We start from the raw sequence: 18,825 nt of genomic DNA on the forward strand, positions 1-18,825 counted from the left end.
CGCCTCGGAAGGTGGACGGGGATCGCGGGCGCAGTCAATGGTGCGGTGGTGCCCCCTGTTCCGCACCCACCGGTCAGGGGCCCGGGTGGGCGGCCAGGGTGTCCTCGATGCCCGTCCGGACGAAGACGCGCGCGAGACGGCCGCGTCTGATGCGCCACGGCAGGGACGTGCGGTGCGGACCGGCTTCGTACCGGCGGCGGTGGATGTCGCGGACGACCTCGGCCGGCGCACCCCACGCGGCCAGCACCTCCAGCGCCTGCCCCTTGGTGATGAGCCGTCCGTCCCGCAGGGTGACCGCGGCCCGCGCGAGCGTCAGCAGCCCGAGGTCCACCCAGATGTCCCTCTGCCAGAGCGAGGGCCGGGCACTCGCCGGGTACCAGAACTCCTTGAGGTCGCCCCGGATGAACTCCGCCAGCTCCTGGTCGGTCACCTCCGCGACGATCCCGGCGGGCCCCGGGCCGAACAGCGCCGGCCCGCCCGTGCTCAGCTCCCGTCGGCTGACCGGCGTGACCGGCCGCTCGAACAGCCGGGACTGTGCCCAGGTCACATGGTCGCGCCCGGTGTCCGACAGCTGCGAGCGCACCACGTAGGAGCAGTGCAGCCCGGCCGCCTCCGGTACCTGTGAGATCAACGTGCGGTGCAGCGCTTCGAGTTGTTGCCGCTGCGGGCCGCTGACCGGCGCACCCACGAGGGCCACGAGGTCGAGGTCGCTGCGGCCGGGCCGGTAGTCGCCCAGTGCCAGCGACCCGTGCGCCCAGAGGGCCTCCAGGGCGACCACGTGACCGACTTCGGCGGTGAACCGTTCCAGCAGCTGCCGGGTGGGCTGAGCCTCGGAAGCATTCATGGAACCGACCATGACACGGAGCGGACCCGGCCGGACAGTGCCCCGGAGGGGACATGGCGCGTGCGTCCTGCTGCTCAACTCCGGCCTCGGCGGCCGGGTTTCGTCGCCCGGCGTTCGCCGGTCGTTCGAGTGGCAGAGCTGTAACGGTCGTTTCGGGGAGGCAACCGTCGCGCGCCGCCGCCGGTCTGAGACTGCACGGTGCCGGTGCTCCATCGACGCATCGCACTGTTCACCCGAACCTTCCGAAACCCGAACGAAGGAGTCCACGTGGCATCCCGTGCCCTAGGAACCACCGTGGTCCTCGCCATCACCGTGGCGACCGCCGTGACCACCTTCCCCACCGCCCAGGCGTCGACGCCCGCCCGCGCCACGACCTCGGTGTCGGCGTCCGCGAACGGGGCGGTGCCCGCACCGACCCCGCGCCGCGACGACTTCAACGGGGACGGCTACCCGGACCTCGCGTTCACCGCACCGGGTGCCACGGTCGACGGCAGGACCAAGGCCGGATACGTGGGTGTGGTGTACGGCTCCAAGAACGGACTGCAAACCTCCACCAAGCAGGTCTTCACCCAGAACTCGCCCGGAATACCGGACGCCGCCGAGAGCGGCGACGCGTTCGGCAGCTCGATGGTCTCCGCCGACCTCGACAAGGACGGCTACAGCGACCTCGTGGTCGGTGCGGGCAACGAGCAGATCGGAACGTTCAAGGAGGCCGGTTCGCTCACCGTCGTCTGGGGCGGCGAGAGGGGACTGTCCGGCGGCGCGACCCTCCTGACCGGCGATCACCTGTACGACGGGGTCGGCTCCCAGACCGCCGTCGGCGACTTCGACGGCGACGGTGCCATGGACATCGTCACGCTCGGGGTGGGCGACATCCGCGTCCTGTCCGGGCCGTTCAAGCGCGACGGCAGCGCGGCGGCCCCCGCCCGGAAGATCCCCGACATGGACGATCTGCGCTACATGGACATCGCCGCGGGCGACTTCAACGGCGACGGCCGCGACGACCTGGCCGCCGTCGTCCACGACGGCGACGAGTACGACGCCCGGCGCATCCTCATCCGCAACGGCGGCGCCACCGGCCTCGCCGAGGACTACACCACCGTCAACCGGCCCAACGGCTACCGCCTTCAGGGCGGCGAGACCATCACGGCCGGCCACATCAACGGGGACAAGTACGCCGACCTCGTGGTGGGCCGCACGGTCGAGGGCTACGACAGCGATCTGGACTACCCGCTCGCCCTGGGCGGCATGATCACCTACGTACCGGGCAGTGCCACCGGACCGCGCGGCGACCGGGCCAAGGTCTTCAACCAGGACAGCGCCGGTGTCCCCGGTGCCGCCGAAGTGCACGACGGATTCGGCGCGTCCCTGTCGATCGGCGACATGAACGGCGACGGGTACGGCGACATCGCCGTCGGCGTCGCCCAGGAGGACATCGGCACGAAGAAGGACGCGGGCTCGGTCCTGGTCCTCCCCGGCACCGCGTCCGGCCCGACCGGGACCGGCACGGTGGGCTTCAACCAGGACACGGCGGACGTCCCCGGGGCGGCCGAGGCCGGCGACCTGTTCGGCGGCGCCGCCAAGCTGGTCGACGTCGACCGCGACGGCCGCAGCGAACTGGCCGTCGGCGCCCCCGGCGAGAACAGCGGTGCCGGCTCCCTGTGGGTCTTCCCGACCACGGCCAAGGGCCTGACGGCCAAGGGCTCGTTCACCTTCGGCCACGGCACGCTGGGCACCGTGGGAACGTCCGCGACGCTGGGATCGTCGTTCAACCGCTGACCGCACGGGAACGGGGGTGGGGCCGGCCCCATCCCCGGAAGCCGGGCAGCGGGTATGTCCCGCCCGGGGGCCGCCTCCTACGGTGAGGCCATGCACCCGGTGCGCGCCTGACCTTCCCGCGCCCCTGCCGCCGGTCCACTTCCGTCCGGGCTTACGCCACCGCTACGGCACGCTCGTCAACGTGCCTCCGGGAGGCTATGCGGCCGGCGGACCGAGCACCGGATCCAGGCAGTGAAAAGGCCCTCCTGGTCGGAGGGCCTCATGGCGTGCGCACTGTGCGCCCCCGGCAGGACTCGAACCTGCGGCCAAGCGCTTAGAAGGCGCCTGCTCTATCCACTGAGCTACGGGGGCCGGGTGGTGGCCTCGGCGGCCTGGAGCCCTGGGGCCGGGCCGGTCGGTGACCTGCCGGGACAAGGATAGGGCTCCGATCGCCTCGTCCTGGTTGCTTCACCTGCGTGGCACGATGTGGAGGTTCGGTGAAGCGAACCGATAATCGCAGGTAGGTGGGATTCGTGCAGCGCTTTTCGCGCCTCGCGCCCCGGGTGTTGTGCACTCGTTATGCCTGCGCCCCACTCATCCCCTCTGTCCCGACTTCATCCCTGGGGGAGAACCGGCGCGCAGAGGTGGCTATACGCTTCAAAAAGGCTCCAAAATTGGGCATTCTTCGCATGTGGTGACCTTGGACGTACGGCCTCAGCTCATCGACGCACTTTCCGCCCTGCGCGACCGTGTCGCTGCCGTGCGTCTTCCACTTCCGCTGCCGGGGGCCGCGCGCGCCCGGCAGACCCGGGGGGAGCTGCTCGCCCAGCTCGACGACTATCTGCTTCCCCGGCTCAGGGATCCCGAAGCACCCCTGCTCGCGGTCATCGGCGGGTCCACCGGGGCGGGCAAGTCGACACTGGTCAATTCGTTGGTGGGCCGACCGGTCAGCGAGGCCGGGGTGCTGCGGCCGACCACCCGGACCCCCGTGCTCGTCTGCCATCCGGATGATCACCACTGGTTCGCGGGGGTACGCGTACTGCCGCAGCTGACCCGGGTCTGGCTGCCGCCGGAGGAGTCCGGGAAGCCCGGCCGGTGCGCGGACCTCGACGGGCTCGACGGGTACGAGGAGGACGACGGGACCACGGTGCGGGTCGAGACCTCGCCCGGACTGCCGCGCGGCCTCGCGCTGCTCGACGCACCCGACATCGACTCGCTCGTGGTGCGCAACCGGATGCTGGCCGCCGAGCTGATCTGCGCCGCGGACGTCTGGGTGATGGTGACCACCGCCTCCCGGTACGCGGACGCGGTGCCCTGGCACCTGCTGCGTACCGCCAAGCAGTACGACGCCTCGCTCGTCACCGTCCTCGACCGGGTGCCGCACCAGGTGATCGGTGAGGTGTCGCGGCAGTACGGGGCGCTGCTCACCCGGGCGGGCCTCGGTGAGGTGCCGCGCTTCACCATTCCCGAACTGCCCGAATCGGCCGGCGGGGGCAACGGGCTGCTGCCCATGACCGCCGTTGCCCCGCTGCGGGCCTGGCTCACCCACCGCGCCCAGGACCCGGCGGCCCGCCAGCAGGCGGTGGGGCGTACGGCGGCCGGGGTCATCGACTCCCTGGACGTACGGATGCCCGAGCTGGCCGGGGCCGTCGCGGCGCAGTACGCGGCGGCCGTGCGGCTGACCGGCGTGGTCGAGGACGCGTACCGCACGGAAGGCGCCCGGGTCCGGCGCGGGCTGCGCAGCGGCGGCGTGCTCGCCGGGGACGCCCGCACCAGATGGCGCGGATACCCGCTGTACAGCACCTCCGGCGAACTCCTCGAAGCGCTGGTCGAAAGCCTCTCCGCGCTCCTCCAGTGCGCCGTGGCCGCCGCCGATGAACAGATCCGCACGACCTGGCAGCGCGAGCCCGCGGCCGGGGAGTTCGGCTTCGAGGACGTCGGCCGGGAGGCCGGGGGATGGGGGCCCGCCGAGGACATCCGGGGCCGGATCACCATGGCCGTACGGCGGTGGTGGCGGGTCCTGGAGGAGCTGGCCGAGGAGGAGGTGCGCAGCCTGGAACGCAACGCCGCCCCCGACGCCGAGACCGTGGCCGCGCTGCTGGCCGCCGCACTGCTCGGCGGGCGCCGCACCCGGGGCGCCGGGGAGCAACTCGCCGAACGGATCGGCGCCCAGGGCGCGCTGCGGTTGCGCGACAAGGGCGGGGCGCTGCTCACCGACTGCCTCGACCGGGTGCTGAACGGCGAGCGCGACCGGCGGCTCGCACCGCTCGACGCGCTCGACGTGGCCCCGGAGCCGCAGGCCGAACTGATTGCCGCGCTGTCCGTACTGCAGAAGGAGAGGTGGCAGCGATGACTGCCGTCACTGACGAGGGGCCCGGCCGGATCGGCGGCCCCGCTTCCCACGAGGACCGGGACCCGGACGGGCAGGGCCGGACCTCCGAGGCGGGCCGGATCTCCGGGGCGGGCCGGATCCCCGAGGCGGGCCGGGAATGGAACGACGGGCTCATCGCCCGGCGGGCGACCACCAGGGCGGCGGACCCCGGGCCCGAAACCGCCCCGGACGACGACGTACGGCCGCCCCAGGTCGAGGCCTACGTACCCTCCGGCGGACCGCTCCGGCCGCGGCTCGACGCGCTGCGCGAACTCGTCGGGCTGTCCCGGGCCCGGCTCGACGGGGACACCCTCGCCGAGGCGGGACGGGTGCTCGACGAGGCGGCGGCCCGGCAGCGGCTCTCCTCCCGGCACACCGTCGTCGCCATCGCCGGGGCCACCGGCAGTGGCAAGTCGACGCTCTTCAACACCCTCGCGGGCGCCCAGATCTCCGACACCGGGCTGCGCAGGCCGACCACCGCCGCCCCCCTCGCCTGCTCCTGGACCGACGGGGCCGCCGGACTGCTCGACCGGCTCGCCATCCCGGGCCGGCTCAGGCGCAGGCCGCAGCAGGGCGGCGCGGACGCCGACGAGGCCCTCCAGGGCCTCGTCCTCGTCGACCTGCCCGACCACGACTCGGCGGCGACCGAACACCGGGAACAGGTCGACCGGGTGCTCGCACTGGTCGACGCCGTGATCTGGGTCGTCGACCCGGAGAAGTACGCGGACGCGGCCCTGCACGAGCGCTATCTGCGGCCGCTCGCCGGACACGCCGAGATCACCTTCGTCGTCCTCAACCAGATCGACCGGCTGCCCGGCGACGCCGCCGACCTGGTCCTCGACGATCTGCGCCGGCTGCTCGACGAGGACGGCATGGCGCTCGGCGAGCACGGCGAACCCGGCGCCACCGTCATGTCCCTGTCCGCGCTCACCGGCGAGGGCGTCGGCGAACTGCGCGAGGTGCTCGGCCGGTTCGTCCAGGAGCGCACCGCGGCGGCGCGCAGACTCTCCGCGGACGTGGACGCCGCCGCGGCCAGGCTCCGCCCGGTATACGTGGGCGAGGGGCGCCCCGGCCTCGGTGAACGGGCCCGCGAGGAGTTCGCCGACCGGCTGGCGGACGCCGTCGGGGCGGCCGCGGCGGGCCAGGCGGCCGAGCGCGAGTGGCGCAGGAACGCCGGGCGGGCGTGCGGCACGCCCTGGCTGCGGCTGTGGCGCTGGTGCGAGTCCGTCCGGCGGCCCGGAAGCCTGGAGCGCCCGGTGCTGCCCGAGCCCCCCGAGGAGCAGCTCACCGCCCGCCAGTGCGTCGAGCAGGCGGTACGGACGGTGGCGGACGAGGCCTCCGACGGGCTGCCGGGCCCCTGGGCACAGGCGGTCCGCGAGGCCGCGGTGCACGGTGCGGAGGGACTGCCGGAGGCGCTCGACGCGCTGGCGGGGAGGGCCGGGGCCGAGCACGCGTCGGGCGGTGCGGCGGCGGTGGCGACGGGGGTGGCCGGAGCCTCCGGGGTGGCGCACAGCGGCCGGGTGGGTGGGAAGCCGCCGCGGCCGAGGTGGTGGCCCGCCGCGGTGCTGGCGCAGGCGTCCATGACGCTGCTGCAGATCTTCGGCGGTCTCTGGCTGGTCGGCCAGATCGTCGGCGTACTCGAACCGGGGTGGCTCACGCCCGCCCTGGTGATGCTGGCCGGGGTCGTCGGCGGCCCCCTCGTGGAGTGGTCGTGCGTGGCCGCGGCGCGCGGGCCGGCGCGACGGTACGGGCAGGAGGCCGAGCGGCAGTTGCGCGAGGCGGCGGCGGCCTGCGGCCGGGCCCGGGTGCTCGATCCGGTGGCCGCCGAACTCGTGCGATACCGCGAGGTGCGGGAGAGGTACGCGGCGGTGACGGAGATTTCCACAACCGGCGGGTAGTCCACAGGCATCAGCGGGATTTCCGCCTTCCCTCCAACCTGGGATCAGTGACCGCGCGGACGCGATCGCCGGTCCGAAGGCCGAAGGGGAGGCGGAGTCATGAACGACACCTTGGTGACATTGGTGGGCAACGCGGCGACGGGCGTGGAGTTCCGGGAGACCGCGACCGGCCCAATGGCGCGATTCCGGTTCGCGGTGACGCCGCGCCGCTGGGACCGCGAGAAACAGCTCTGGACGGACGGGCACACCAGCTTTTACACCGTGTGGGCCTGGCGGACCCTGGCCTTGAATCTGGCCGGTTCCGTTTCCGTCGGGGAACCACTCGTCGTGCACGGCAGGCTGAAGGTGCGCGAGGAGGAACGGGAGGGGCAGCGGCGCACGTTCGTGGACATCGAGGCCGTCGCGGTGGGCCACGACCTGACCCGGGGAACCGCCGCGTTCCGGCGGGTCGTGCGGGGTGACCCCGCACTGACGGCGCGTGTGGGAAGTGCGGACAGGCCGGACGACGGTCCGGACGAGCCCGGTGGGTCCGGCGAGTCCGGGGAAGGGGCGGGACGCTCCGGGAGCAAGCGGTCGACAGGGCGTCAGAAGGCCGGGCAGGAGCTGGCGTCGGTGCCGTGACGGGCCGGCAGCGGAGGAGAAAGGGCCGAAATCGGGCCTGGGGCGGGCCGGGAAGGCGAACGGGAGTGATACCGGCGATAACGATTCCGATTCGGAATGGTTGTACGACGGTATGACGGGGGACTGTTCATCGCTTCGTCCTTAGGATTCCCCAGTACTCACGGGGCACTTGAGTCGACTGGCGGGGCAGTCCCCACACGCGCATCAGGCGCGGAGGGTCCCGCCCGGAGGGGAATTCTGTGTTTTCTGCTTCTTCAGCGACCGCTTCGTCGTCCTTGGAGACGACGGTCAATTCTCCGAGGCGGCGTGGCATAGCCCGGCTGGCCGCATCGGTGGTGGCATCCGGTCTGGTCATGGCAGGCGCCCTCGTCGGCGCGGGCAGCGCGGTCGCCGACGAGACGCCGCAGCACCAGGGCGGCGCGGCCGCGGTGCTGGACGGGTTGAAGACCTTCGACCGCGCCGTGCTGCACGCGGACGGCAGGAACCAGGAGCTGCCCGCCGGCCTCTTCGAGATGACCGTCGACGGCGGCGGCAAGCTCAAGACGTACTGCATCGACATCCACAACCCCACCCAGGACCAGGCGAAGTACCTGGAGACCCCCTGGAACCAGACCTCGCTCGGCAGCAACAAGAACGCCGGCAAGATCCGCTGGATCCTGGAGCACTCCTACCCGCAGGTCGACGACCTCGCGGCGCTCGCCAAGGAGGCCGGCACCGGGCCGCTCACCGAGAAGACCGCGGCGGCGGGCACCCAGGTCGCCATCTGGCGCTACTCGGACAACGTCGACATCGAGGCGAGCGACAGCCAGGCCGAGAAGCTCGCCGACTGGCTGGAGCACAGCGCCGTCGACCAGGCCGAGCCCAAGGCGTCCCTCGCCCTGGACCCGGCCGCGGTCTCCGGCAAGTCCGGTGAGCGGCTCGGCCCGGTCACCGTCCGTACCAACGCCGGCCAGGTCTCCGTGACCCCGCCCGCCGACGCCGCCAGCGGTGTCAAGGTCACCGACAAGGCCGGCAAGCCCGTCACCGCCGCGGCCAACGGCGCCGAGCTCTACTTCGACGTGCCGGCGGGCGCCGCCGACGGCACCGCCTCGCTGACGGTCCAGGCCACCACCTCGGTGCCGGTCGGCCGGGCCTTCGCCGGTGTGACCAAGAGCCAGACCATGATCCTGGCCGGCTCCAGCGAGACCACGGTCTCCGCGACCGCCACCGGGACCTGGGCCAAGAAGGGCGCGATCCCGGCCGTCTCGGCGAAGAAGAACTGCGCCAAGGGCGGCGTGGACGTCACCGCGTCCAACGAGGGCGACGAGGCCTTCACCTTCGAGCTGGCCGGTGTGAAGCACACCATCGAGGCGGGCAAGTCCGAGACGGTCACCGTCCCGGTCGCCGAGGACCAGGCGTACGACTTCACGATCACCGGCCCCGGTGGCTTCACGAAGACGTTCAAGGGCGTCCTGGACTGCAAGACCAGCGGCAGCGCCACGGGCGGCACCGAGCCCCAGACCGGCGGGGACAAGACCCCGGCCACGTCCGGCGGCAGCTCGACCGGCGGCTCGGGTGACCTCGCCGAGACCGGTGGCTCCAGCGCCACCCCGGTCATCGCGGGCGTCGCGATCGCTCTCGTCGTCGTCGGCGGCGGTGCGGTCTTCCTCCTCCGCAAGCGCAAGACGCAGACCTCCGCACAGTGATTCCGCACCGTCGCCCCGTAGCCGAATCCACGGAGTGACGATCGGGCGGCGGACTGTCACGTCCGCCTGGTGAAGGCCCCGGTACGCCGACGCGTACCGGGGCCTTCGCATGCCGGAAACCGGCTCCCGGCACGCTCGGCGAGCCGGGACGGACGTATCGCGGACCGGGCGGGTTTCCATCCCGGTGCGGCCGTCAGGCAAGATGGGGTGTATCTGCCCACACATCGATTGCCGGACGGTTTCTCTTGGCTGAGTACATCTACACCATGCGCAAGACGCGCAAGGCGCACGGCGACAAGGTGATCCTTGACGACGTCACGCTGAGCTTCCTGCCCGGGGCGAAGATCGGTGTGGTGGGTCCCAACGGCGCCGGTAAGTCCACGGTGCTGAAGATCATGGCGGGCCTGGAGCAGCCCTCCAACGGTGACGCGTTCCTGTCGCCCGGTTTCAGCGTCGGCATCCTCATGCAGGAGCCGCACCTCGACGAGACCAAGACGGTCCTGGAGAACGTCCAGGACGGCGCCGCCGAGGTCATGGGCAAGCTCAAGCGCTTCAACGAGGTCGCCGAGCTCATGGCGACCGACTACTCCGACGCGCTCATGGACGAGATGGGCAAGCTCCAGGAGGACCTGGACCACGCCAACGCGTGGGACCTGGACGCCCAGCTGGAGCAGGCCATGGACGCGCTGGGCTGCCCGCCCGGCGACTGGCCCGTCGTCAACCTCTCCGGTGGCGAGAAGCGCCGTGTCGCGCTCTGCAAGCTGCTGATCGAGGCCCCCGACCTGCTGCTTCTCGACGAGCCCACCAACCACCTCGACGCCGAGTCGGTGAACTGGCTGGAGCAGCACCTCTCGAAGTACGCGGGCGCCGTCGTCGCCGTCACGCACGACCGCTACTTCCTGAACAACGTCGCCGAGTGGATCCTCGAACTCGACCGCGGCCGCGCCATCCCCTACGAGGGCAACTACTCCACGTACCTCGACAAGAAGGCCACCCGCCTCAAGGTCGAGGGCCGCAAGGACGAGAAGCGCGCCAAGCGGCTCAAGGAAGAGCTGGAGTGGGTCCGCTCCAACGCCAAGGGCCGGCAGACCAAGTCCAAGGCCCGTCTCGCCCGTTACGAGGAGATGGCGGCCGAGGCGGACAAGATGCGGAAGCTGGACTTCGAGGAGATCCAGATCCCGCCGGGCCCGCGGCTCGGTTCCATCGTCGTCGAGGTCGAGAACCTCTCGAAGGCCTTCGGCGACAAGGTCCTCATCGACGACCTGTCGTTCACGCTGCCGCGCAACGGCATCGTCGGCGTCATCGGTCCGAACGGCGCGGGCAAGACCACGCTGTTCAAGATGATCCAGGGCCTGGAGACCCCGGACACCGGCTCCATCAAGGTCGGCGACACGGTCAAGATCTCCTACGTCGACCAGTCCCGCGCCAACATCGACCCGAAGAAGACCCTCTGGGCCGTCGTCTCGGACGAGCTGGACTACATCAACGTCGGCCAGGTCGAGATGCCCTCGCGGGCCTATGTCTCCGCGTTCGGCTTCAAGGGCCCGGACCAGCAGAAGCCGGCCGGCGTCCTGTCCGGTGGTGAGCGCAACCGCCTCAACCTGGCGCTGACGCTCAAGGAGGGCGGCAACCTGCTGCTCCTCGACGAGCCCACCAACGACCTCGACGTCGAGACCCTGTCCTCGCTGGAGAACGCCCTCCTGGAGTTCCCGGGCGCCGCAGTGGTCATCTCCCACGACCGCTGGTTCCTGGACCGCGTCGCCACGCACATCCTGGCGTACGAGGGCGACTCCAGGTGGTACTGGTTCGAGGGCAACTTCGAGTCGTACGAGAAGAACAAGGTCGAGCGCCTCGGCGCGGACGCGGCCCGCCCGCACCGTGCCACGTACAAGAAGCTCACGCGAGGCTGATCGTCTTGGCTCGTCACATCTACAGCTGCCCGCTGCGCTGGTCGGACATGGACGCCTTCGGCCATGTGAACAACGTGGTCTTCCTCCGCTACCTGGAGGAGGCGCGCATCGACTTCATGTTCCGGCTGGCGCCGGGGGACGGTTCGCCGTCCTTCTCGGGCGGCTCCGTCGTGGCCCGGCACGAGATCGACTACGTACGCCCGCTGGTCCACCGGCACGAGCCGGTGACCGTCGAGTCCTGGGTCACGAAGATCGGCGCGGCGTCGCTGACGATCGCGTACGAGATCAAGGACCCGGACCAGGTGTACGTACGGGCCTCGACCGTCGTCGTGCCGTACGACCTGGCCGAGGAGCGGCCCCGGCGGATCTCCGCCGAGGAGAAGCTCTACCTCCAGCAGTACCTGGCCGAGGAGCCTGCCGCAGCATGACGGTGCCCGTACGGTCGCTGGAGTTCGCCGACCCGAGGGAGGCCGCGGATCTCGCGGCCTTCCTCGGCCGGCTGCTCCACTACGACCGGGCCGCCGCGGTGCGGATGCAGGCGGGCGGCGGCGCGCTGGCCGTCTTCGGCAGGCCGCCGTCGTTCGAGGTCCTGGCGATCCGGGCGGCGCGGCTGGCCGAGCCGGACGACTTCGACCTCACCGTGTCCGCCGGTGAACTCCTCGAAACCCTCGGGGAGTCCACCGACTCCGGCGCGATCCCGGCACCCGTCACCGGGCCGCCGTGGACCGGCGTCCTCCCGCCCCGCGGCGGCTGGCGCGAACTGCCGGGCCTGCCCGACCCGGTCTCCCTGCGCACGGCGGTCACCGCCGCGGTGGCGGAGTTCCGCTCCCGCGACGAGGCCCTGCCCGAGGAGCGCCGCACCCGGGCGGAGCGGGACCTGATCGGCCGCGAGATCTGGTCGCGCACGCTCGCCGGTACCGAACTTCCGCTGCGGGCCGTGCACGCCGCCCAGTCCCTCGGCTTCCTCCGCCCGGCGCCGGACTTCCCGGTCGCCCTGCTCGCGGCCGGGTCCTGGCTGCGGCTGCGCACCCCGTTCGGCTCGATCGCCCTGCGCGGCCCGGGCAGCGGGCTCGGCACGCTCGCGGTGACGGTGGGCGCGGGCTGAGCGACCGGCCCGACGACATGACCTAACCGGTCAGGGCCCGGTCCACCAGCCGGAGCGCGGCCAGGTCCTGGGCGTCCTGAGCCGGATCGCCCATCCGCAGGGAGAACGTGGCGCTGGTCGCGGCCCGCGCACCGTCCGGCGTCACCCCGCTCTCGGAGACGATCCCCAGATGGGTTCCGCCATGGAACCAGATCCCGCCTTTGCTCCCCGCCACCGGGCGCCAGGCGATGCCCAGTCCGTAACGGACCCCCGGCGCCGGACTCCAGTCCTCGGTCACGACCGTCTCCTTCATCGCGGCCAGCTGGGCCGGGCGCAGCAGCCGGCCGCTCATCAGGGCACGCAGGAAGACACCGTGGTCGTGGGTGGTGCTGATGACGGAGCCGTCCGCCCAACCGCCGGAGGCCATCGTCGTGTCGGTCGGCCGGGCGCAGCCGGGGAACCAGGTGTACGCGGTGGCCGTGGGCCGGGGCAGGTACGGCGAGGTTCCCGGCGTGAACGTGTGGCGCAGGCCCAGGGGTTCGATGATCCGGTCGTGGATCTCCTGCGCCCAGGGGTTGCCGGTCACCTGCTCGATGATCAGGCCCGCCACCACGTAGTTGGTGTTGGAGTAGCCCCAGCGCCGTTCCCGGGCGGGGTGTCCGGCGTCCGGCACCCACAGGGGCGGTCGGCTCAGAGCCGCCTTCAGCTGGTCCTCGGGGGCCGTGGTGCGAAATCGCGACCGGCGGTAGCCGTCCGGGGTGAAGGCGTCGGCCGAGTCCGGTGAGACGGCGAGACAGTCGTTCAGCCCGCTGGTCTGGCGCAGCAGATTGGCGACCGTGATCCGGCGGCCGTCGTTTCCGTTGCCCCGCACGGCACCGGGCAGCCACCGCTCGACGGTGTCCGTGAGCGCGAGCCGCCCCTCGCCCACCAGCTGGAGGGCGAGCGTGGCCGTGAAGGTCTTGGTGTCGCTGCCGATCCGGTAGTAGGCGTCCCAGGGGACCGGGTGGTGCGGGGCCCCCAGGGCGGCGGATCCGGCACGGGCCGTCGTCCGGTCCCGGGCGCTCTGCACCTCGGCCAGTACGCCGGTGGCGCCGGTGGCCCGGATCGCGTCCACATCGCTCTGGAGACGGCCGCCGGTCCCGGGGGCACGGCGGGGTGCGGCGGCCGTCGCCGCGGGTCCGGACGCTCCGGTGAGCAGGGCCGCTGCCGTGGCCGCCAGGCCCGTACGTCTGCTGATCACCGGTCCTCCCCGGTGCGGGGGCAGGTCAGGTCGGCGCCGGGCAGTGTGCCGTCGCGCAGGTAGTCGTTGACCGCTGCGTCGGCGCAGGGGACGGGGGTGAGGCCGTCGAGTCCGCGCCCGTACACCCCGTGCGAGCGGATGTCCGCCGTCACCAGCCGTGAACCGGCCAGCCGGCGGTGCAGGGCCAAGGCCCCTTCGTAGGGGACGTTGTTGTCGCGCCGGGCCTGGAGCATCAGCACGGGTACGTCATTGCCGATCACCGTGGCGGGCTCGCGCGATGTGCTCGTCCAGAACGCGCACGGGGCCATCATGCTGTTGACGAGCGGGCCGAAGACGGGCTGGGCGGCGCGGCTGCGCTCCATGTTCTGCCAGTACGTCTCCGGGTTCCTCGGCCAGCCGCCGGCCGGCCAGCCGTGGTCGCCGCACATGAAGAGGGCCCCGCCCAGCATGCTGTCCGCCAGCTCGGGCGACGCGAGCAGTTCGAGCATGGCGGCGAGCTCCGGGCCGGGCTCGACCGGCCTGCCCGCGGCGGCATCGGTCAGGTCGCGCACCGTACCGGCGAGCGCCGGGTCGTACTCCTCGTGCTGGATGAGCTGCCTCAGCACCAGGCGCAGCAACTGCGCGTCGAGCCGGACGCCGGAGACGGTGACCGGGCGCCGCTCGGCCCCGTCGAGCAACCGCTGGACGCTCGACCGCACTTCGGCCGGCGTGCTGCCGAGCCGGTAGATGCCGTCCCGCCGCGCGGTCCATCCGGCCCAGGCGTCCAGTGCCTCTTCGAGCGGCCTGCCCGCCCGCTGGAAGAGTTCGTACTGGGTGGCCGTCGGGTCGGTAGAGGAGTCGATGACGATGCGGTCGGCACGGCGGGGGAACATCTGGGTGTAGACGGCGCCCAGATCGGCACCGTACGAGACGCCGTAGTACGACAGCCTGGGCTCGCCCAGCGCCGCGCGGATCGCGTCCATGTCGCGGGCGACGTTCCTGGTCGTGGCGTGCGGGAGGAGCCGGGCGTTGTCCCCGTGCTCCCGGCAGCGGCGTGCGGTGTCGCGGGCGGACCGTACCGACTGTTCGAAGTCCTCGCGACGGGTCGTGGCCGGGCCGGGCGCGGGCGTGGGGGCGGCGGGGTCGCAGGTGATGGGGGTGGACTCGCCGAGGAACCGGGGATCGAAGCCGATCAGGTCGTAGCGGTTCGCGACGTCCTTCAACGCGGGCCGCAGGTAAAGGGGGTCGGCGAGTCCGGTGCCGCCCGGACCGCCGGGGTTGGACAGCAGGACGCCCCGCCGCCCGCCGTGCTCCGGGTCGGCCTTGATGCGGGAGACCGCGATCTTGATCGTCGGGCCGCCGGGGGCGGAGTAGTCGAGGGGAACGGCCACCTTCGCGCACTGTGCGCCCGCCTCGTTCAGCTCCTGCTGCTGCGGCGAGCAGGGGCCCCAGACGAGCCGCTGGTGGGCGGGCACGGCGGGCACGGCGGGGGTGGCCGACGCGGGCACACCGCCCGCGAGCAATCCGGTCAGGCCGAGACCGGCGGTGAGCAATGGGGCGACGCGCATCGTGCTCCTCGGATCAGGTGGATGACTCCCGCACGACGCTAAAGGCGTACGCGGCGCGGGAACATCGGGCCACCCGGTCGAAGCGACCTGGGGCCAGCACCACCAACACCCGTCACGGGCGCGGCTGGTCGTCCGGCCAGACCCCGATGTGGTCGCGCTCCAGCTCCAGCATCACCCGGTGCTCCATCCCGAGCGCCTCCGTGTAGTCGGCGGGCAGTTGCAGCCGGCCCGCCCGGTCGAGCATCGCGTACTCCCGGGCCACCTGGGACTCCAGACCCGTCGTGGCGTCGACCTCGGTGCGGCGCAGCACCTCGGAGGAGGTACGGCCGTCGCGGATGGCGACCGTGCGGCGGACCTCGTCGGCCACCGCCTGGTCGTGCGTGACGATCACGATCGTGGTGCCGAGCTCCTCGTTGGCCCGGCGGAACGCCGCGAAGACCTGCTCGCCGGTGGCCGAGTCGAGCTCGCCGGTCGGCTCGTCGGCGAGCAGCACCGACGGGTTGTTGGCGAGCGCGACCGCGATCGCCACCCGCTGCTGCTGGCCGCCGGAGAGCTGCTGCGGGCGCCGGTCGCGGCAGTCCGCGACCTCCAGGATCCGGAGCAGTTCTTCGGCGCGGGCGGCCCGTTCGGCACCCCGGATCCGGCCCCGGCCGCGCAGCTGCATCGGCAGGGTGACGTTCTGGACGGCGGTGAGGTACGGGAGCAGATTGCGGGCGGTCTGCTGCCAGACGAAGCCGACGATGTCCCGCCGGTAGCGGAGCCGTTCCTTCGGCCCCATCGACAGCAGATCGCAGCCCGCGACCTTCGCCGACCCGGCCGTCGGCACGTCGAGGCCCGCCAGGATGTTCATCAGGGTCGACTTCCCGCTGCCGGACGCGCCGACCAGGGCCATCAACTCGCCCTCGGTGACCAGGAGATCGAGGCCCTGGAGGGCCTGCACCTCCACCCCGTCCGCGGAGAAGATGCGGACCAGCCGGTCGCAGGCGATCAGCGCGTCGTGCCCGTACGAGGGCCGGTCGCGGCGCGCGGCGGCCCGCTGTTCGAGCTCGGCGAGCGTGGTGTCGGGCGACGTCATCGAGGGTCTCCTGACCTGAGTTCGGTGATCGGTCCGCGGCGGCCGGCCCACCAGGCCTGGACGGCGGCCACCGTGGCGGTGAGGACGACGACGCCGAGCGCCGGAAGCGTCAGCGACCACGGGTCGGCCCGCAGCTGAGCGGTGTCGAGTGCGACGGGGACGGGCCCGGCGGAGAGCGCGAGGCCCACCAGGTCGACGCCCGGTGCCAGCAGCACGATCGTCGCCCAGCCGACGAGCACCCCGCCGAAGGCCGCCGGCAGCGCCTGCGGCAGCGATTCGAGGCCGAGCAGCCGTCTGCCCTGCCGGGAGGTGAGGCCCATGGTCCGCAGCCGGGCCAGCAGGGCCGCGCGTTCCGGCGCGGTCCGAAGCAGCGACAGCAGGACGGCGAGCAGGGCGTAGCCCGCGCCGGCCACGATCGCCGCCGCGTAGATCCGCCAGGCACCCTGCTGCATGGGGGTGTCGACGAACGCCGCGCGCTCCTCGGAGCGCAGCCGTACGGAGAGGCCCTCGCCCGCGTGCCGTGCCGCCGCCCGCAGCGCCTTCGCGTCCGGGGAGCCGCCGGTGACCAGCAGGGTGGTGGTCTGCTTGCGGGGCAGCGAGGCGGCGTCGACGATCAGGAAGTCGCTGTCGGGGACGGCGACGGTGCGCGGGACGACGCCCGCCACCCGCACCCTGAGGTCCCCGGCCGCCGTGGACAGCTCGCGCGGCCGGTCGCCGAGCTCCGCGGCGACGGACGGCGACACGATCACGGGCAGCACCGCGTCCTTCGCCGCCGCGCCGCCCGCGGCCCTCAACCGGTCGGCGGGGAACGGGCCGATCCCCGTCGACCGGGCCAGCCGGGCGTACGCCGCCGGGTCGACCCCCAGCATGGCGGCGCTCTTCATGCGGCTGTTCCCGGCCGGGTCGGCGGGCAGCGGCACGCCGTACACGACCTGGACCGCCGCCACCTCCCGTACGCCGTCCGCCGCCCGTACCTCACGGATCAGGCGGTCCGGCAGCGGCACGGAGTCGAGCACGCCGCTGATCCGGGCGTCCGCGCCGACCGTGTGCAGAGCCGCCCGGTCCCGCGCGTCCGCGACACCCGCGAGCACCGAGCCGCCGAACGCCGCCGTGGTCAGCGCGAGCAGCAGCGCCAGCAGCGGCAGCGTGCCGCCCGCCGAGGTCCGCCCGGCACGGGCCAGCGACAGGAAGCCGACCGCGCCACGCCGCCGGGCGACGGCACGGGAGGCCAGACGCAGCGGCAGCGGCAGGAGCCGTACCAGGACCAGGGCGGCGATCAGCCCGACGAGTACGGGGGCGGCGCTGATCAGCAGGTCACCGCCGCCGTCGCCGCCCGTACCGCGCCGGCGCAGAGCGGCGACCGCGCCGACGGCCAGCACCAGCGCGGTGAGTTCGGCGACCGTGCGCCGCCGCGACGGACGGGCGTCCATCAGGTCCTCGCGGGCCCCGGGCGGCTGCGGCTTGCGGTGCGGCAGCACCGAGCACAGCGGCAGGGCGAGGCAGACCAGCGCGGCGACGGCGGCGGGCCCCACGACGGAGGGCCACAGCCGGCCCCCGTCGAAGAACGGCAGGGCGATCAGCAGCCCCAGTGCCGCCGCGGGCACCGCGATCACCACCGTCTCGGCGAACAGCCGGCCGCCGATGCCGCGCAGCGATCCGCCGCGCGCCCGCAGCAGCGCCAGTTCGGCGCGGCGCCGCCCGCCGATCAGCCCGGCGGTCATCAGCAGGACGACGGCGGCGACGGCTCCGATGCCCACGGCGGCGACCGTGACGACCGGGCCGATCGCCGTTCGCAGGGTGTCGTACCCGGTGAGGATCTCGTCCAGGTCGGTCGTGAAGGTGGCGTTGGGGCCGGCCACCGCGCGCATCCGCACCAGGCCGGGGCCGCCTTCCAGCGAGGCGATCGACGCGCGCAGCCCCGCCGCGTCGGAGGAGGTGAGGCCGGAGGGGTCCGGCGCGAACCGCCAGAACATCTCCGGCTCGCCCGTCGTGGCGAGCAGCACGGGCGCGGCGTCCGGCGGCAGCAGGACGGCCGCGGTCCAGTGGTAACGCGGGGGGAACAGATCCGGTTCGGGGACCAGGGCCGGGGTCCGGAGCAGCGGCTGGGTCGACCAGTAGGCCGTCCGGGGGTGCTTCGGGGCGACGATGCCGGTGATCCGGACGCTCAGCCGCTTCCCGTTCTGGGTCGGTACGGTGATGACCGCACCGGGCTCGGCCCGCAGGGCCTTCGCCGTCTCCTCGGTGACCGCGCCCTCCACCTCGGAGGTGTTCTCGGAGACCTCGCCGCGGACGGCGGGCCACTTCCCGGCGCGCAGGGTGGCGTGGTCCGGGAGGGCGGAGAGGGTGGAGTAGCTCAGCTGGGGGTCGACGCGGTCCGGCCTCGGCAGCCAGCCGTCGGCGGCGGGCATCGGCTGGCCGGTGCGGAAGCCGTACGCGGAATCGGCGCCGCCGGGCAGCACCTCGGCGGGCAGCGCGGACCGCACATTGCGGTGGACGGACGCCAGCGCCGCCTCGCGCACGGCCGCCTCGCGCTCCTCCGGGGGGAGTTGCAGCTCGGGCTGCGGACTGTTCAGCTCCAGAACACTGTGCCGGGGGTCCGCGGCGGCGATGTCGTGGCGCAGCCCCTCGTCCTCGTAGTACGCGACGGCGCGCGGGTGGACGGCCGCGAGGAACGACGTCAGCAGGACGAGCAGCCCCAGCGCCCAGGCCGTACCGGGGGCGGTGCGCAGCCGGGTACGGACCCAGGGCGCGGCGGCGCGGCCGCCGCCCTCTCGAACGGAACGCGGAGTCAT

At 73.0% G+C, this 18,825-nt stretch carries 13 protein-coding genes and 1 tRNA gene; 8 read left to right on the forward strand and 6 right to left on the reverse strand.

The features are described 5' to 3' along the window. Positions 1 to 73: 73 nt before the first annotated feature. Positions 74 to 844 (reverse strand): nucleotidyltransferase domain-containing protein, encoded by a 771-nt coding sequence (locus BT364_RS32655; protein WP_072488825.1) that lies wholly within the window; start codon positions 842 to 844, stop codon positions 74 to 76. Between the two features lie 267 nt (positions 845 to 1,111). Between BT364_RS32655 and BT364_RS32660 the strand changes: the two genes are divergently transcribed. Continuing rightward, a complete protein-coding gene (locus BT364_RS32660) occupies positions 1,112 to 2,623 on the forward strand; it encodes an FG-GAP and VCBS repeat-containing protein (protein WP_072488826.1) in 1,512 nt (503 codons plus the stop codon). Positions 2,624 to 2,901: 278 nt separating this feature from the next. On the opposite strand, the gene BT364_RS32665 is transcribed toward BT364_RS32660, so the two are convergent. Next, a tRNA-Arg gene (locus BT364_RS32665) sits at positions 2,902 to 2,974 on the reverse strand. Positions 2,975 to 3,302: 328 nt separating this feature from the next. Here BT364_RS32665 and BT364_RS32670 point away from each other — a divergent pair. The 7 genes from BT364_RS32670 (at position 3,303) to BT364_RS32700 (ending at position 12,192) form a co-directional block, all read left to right on the forward strand. Further along, positions 3,303 to 4,955, forward strand: coding sequence for a dynamin family protein (locus BT364_RS32670; protein ID WP_072488827.1), 1,653 nt, complete (start codon positions 3,303 to 3,305; stop codon positions 4,953 to 4,955). Next, a complete protein-coding gene (locus BT364_RS32675; protein WP_072488828.1) occupies positions 4,952 to 6,871 on the forward strand; it encodes a YfjP family GTPase in 1,920 nt (639 codons plus the stop codon). The genes BT364_RS32670 and BT364_RS32675 overlap by 4 nt, the downstream gene beginning before the upstream one ends. Before the next feature lie 99 nt (positions 6,872 to 6,970). Next, on the forward strand, positions 6,971 to 7,492 hold the full coding sequence (locus BT364_RS32680; RefSeq protein ID WP_079179752.1) for a single-stranded DNA-binding protein: 522 nt from the start codon (positions 6,971 to 6,973) through the stop codon (positions 7,490 to 7,492). Positions 7,493 to 7,731: 239 nt separating this feature from the next. Beyond that, on the forward strand, positions 7,732 to 9,177 hold the full coding sequence (locus BT364_RS32685; protein WP_177328329.1) for a Cys-Gln thioester bond-forming surface protein: 1,446 nt from the start codon (positions 7,732 to 7,734) through the stop codon (positions 9,175 to 9,177). Positions 9,178 to 9,422: 245 nt separating this feature from the next. Further along, the gene (gene ettA, locus BT364_RS32690) at positions 9,423 to 11,087 is read left to right on the forward strand and encodes an energy-dependent translational throttle protein EttA (RefSeq protein WP_072488830.1); all 1,665 of its coding nucleotides are present in this window, start codon (positions 9,423 to 9,425) and stop codon (positions 11,085 to 11,087) included. 5 nt (positions 11,088 to 11,092) lie between these two features. Then, positions 11,093 to 11,515, forward strand: coding sequence for an acyl-CoA thioesterase (locus BT364_RS32695; protein ID WP_177328330.1), 423 nt, complete (start codon positions 11,093 to 11,095; stop codon positions 11,513 to 11,515). Further along, entirely contained in the window at positions 11,512 to 12,192 is a 681-nt protein-coding gene (locus tag BT364_RS32700) for a DUF8010 domain-containing protein (protein WP_072488831.1), read from the forward strand. Before BT364_RS32695 ends, BT364_RS32700 begins: the two co-directional genes overlap by 4 nt. 22 nt (positions 12,193 to 12,214) lie before the next feature. Here the strand turns inward: BT364_RS32700 and BT364_RS32705 are convergent, their stop codons facing one another. The 4 genes from BT364_RS32705 to BT364_RS32720 all read right to left on the reverse strand — a co-directional run bounded on the left by BT364_RS32705 (position 12,215) and on the right by BT364_RS32720 (position 18,825). Beyond that, positions 12,215 to 13,411, reverse strand: a complete 1,197-nt coding sequence (locus BT364_RS32705; protein WP_079179754.1) for a serine hydrolase domain-containing protein — start codon at positions 13,409 to 13,411, stop codon at positions 12,215 to 12,217. Continuing rightward, positions 13,408 to 14,958 (reverse strand): alpha/beta hydrolase, encoded by a 1,551-nt coding sequence (locus tag BT364_RS32710; protein ID WP_072488833.1) that lies wholly within the window; start codon positions 14,956 to 14,958, stop codon positions 13,408 to 13,410. The genes BT364_RS32705 and BT364_RS32710 overlap by 4 nt, the downstream gene beginning before the upstream one ends. Before the next feature lie 112 nt (positions 14,959 to 15,070). Next, on the reverse strand, positions 15,071 to 16,033 hold the full coding sequence (locus BT364_RS32715) for an ABC transporter ATP-binding protein (RefSeq protein ID WP_072488834.1): 963 nt from the start codon (positions 16,031 to 16,033) through the stop codon (positions 15,071 to 15,073). Then, a complete protein-coding gene (locus BT364_RS32720) occupies positions 16,030 to 18,825 on the reverse strand; it encodes an FtsX-like permease family protein (protein ID WP_072488835.1) in 2,796 nt (931 codons plus the stop codon). The genes BT364_RS32715 and BT364_RS32720 overlap by 4 nt, the downstream gene beginning before the upstream one ends.

The organism is Streptomyces atratus, assembly GCF_900119365.1.
GTDB classification, from domain to species: Bacteria; Actinomycetota; Actinomycetes; order Streptomycetales; family Streptomycetaceae; genus Streptomyces; species Streptomyces atratus_B.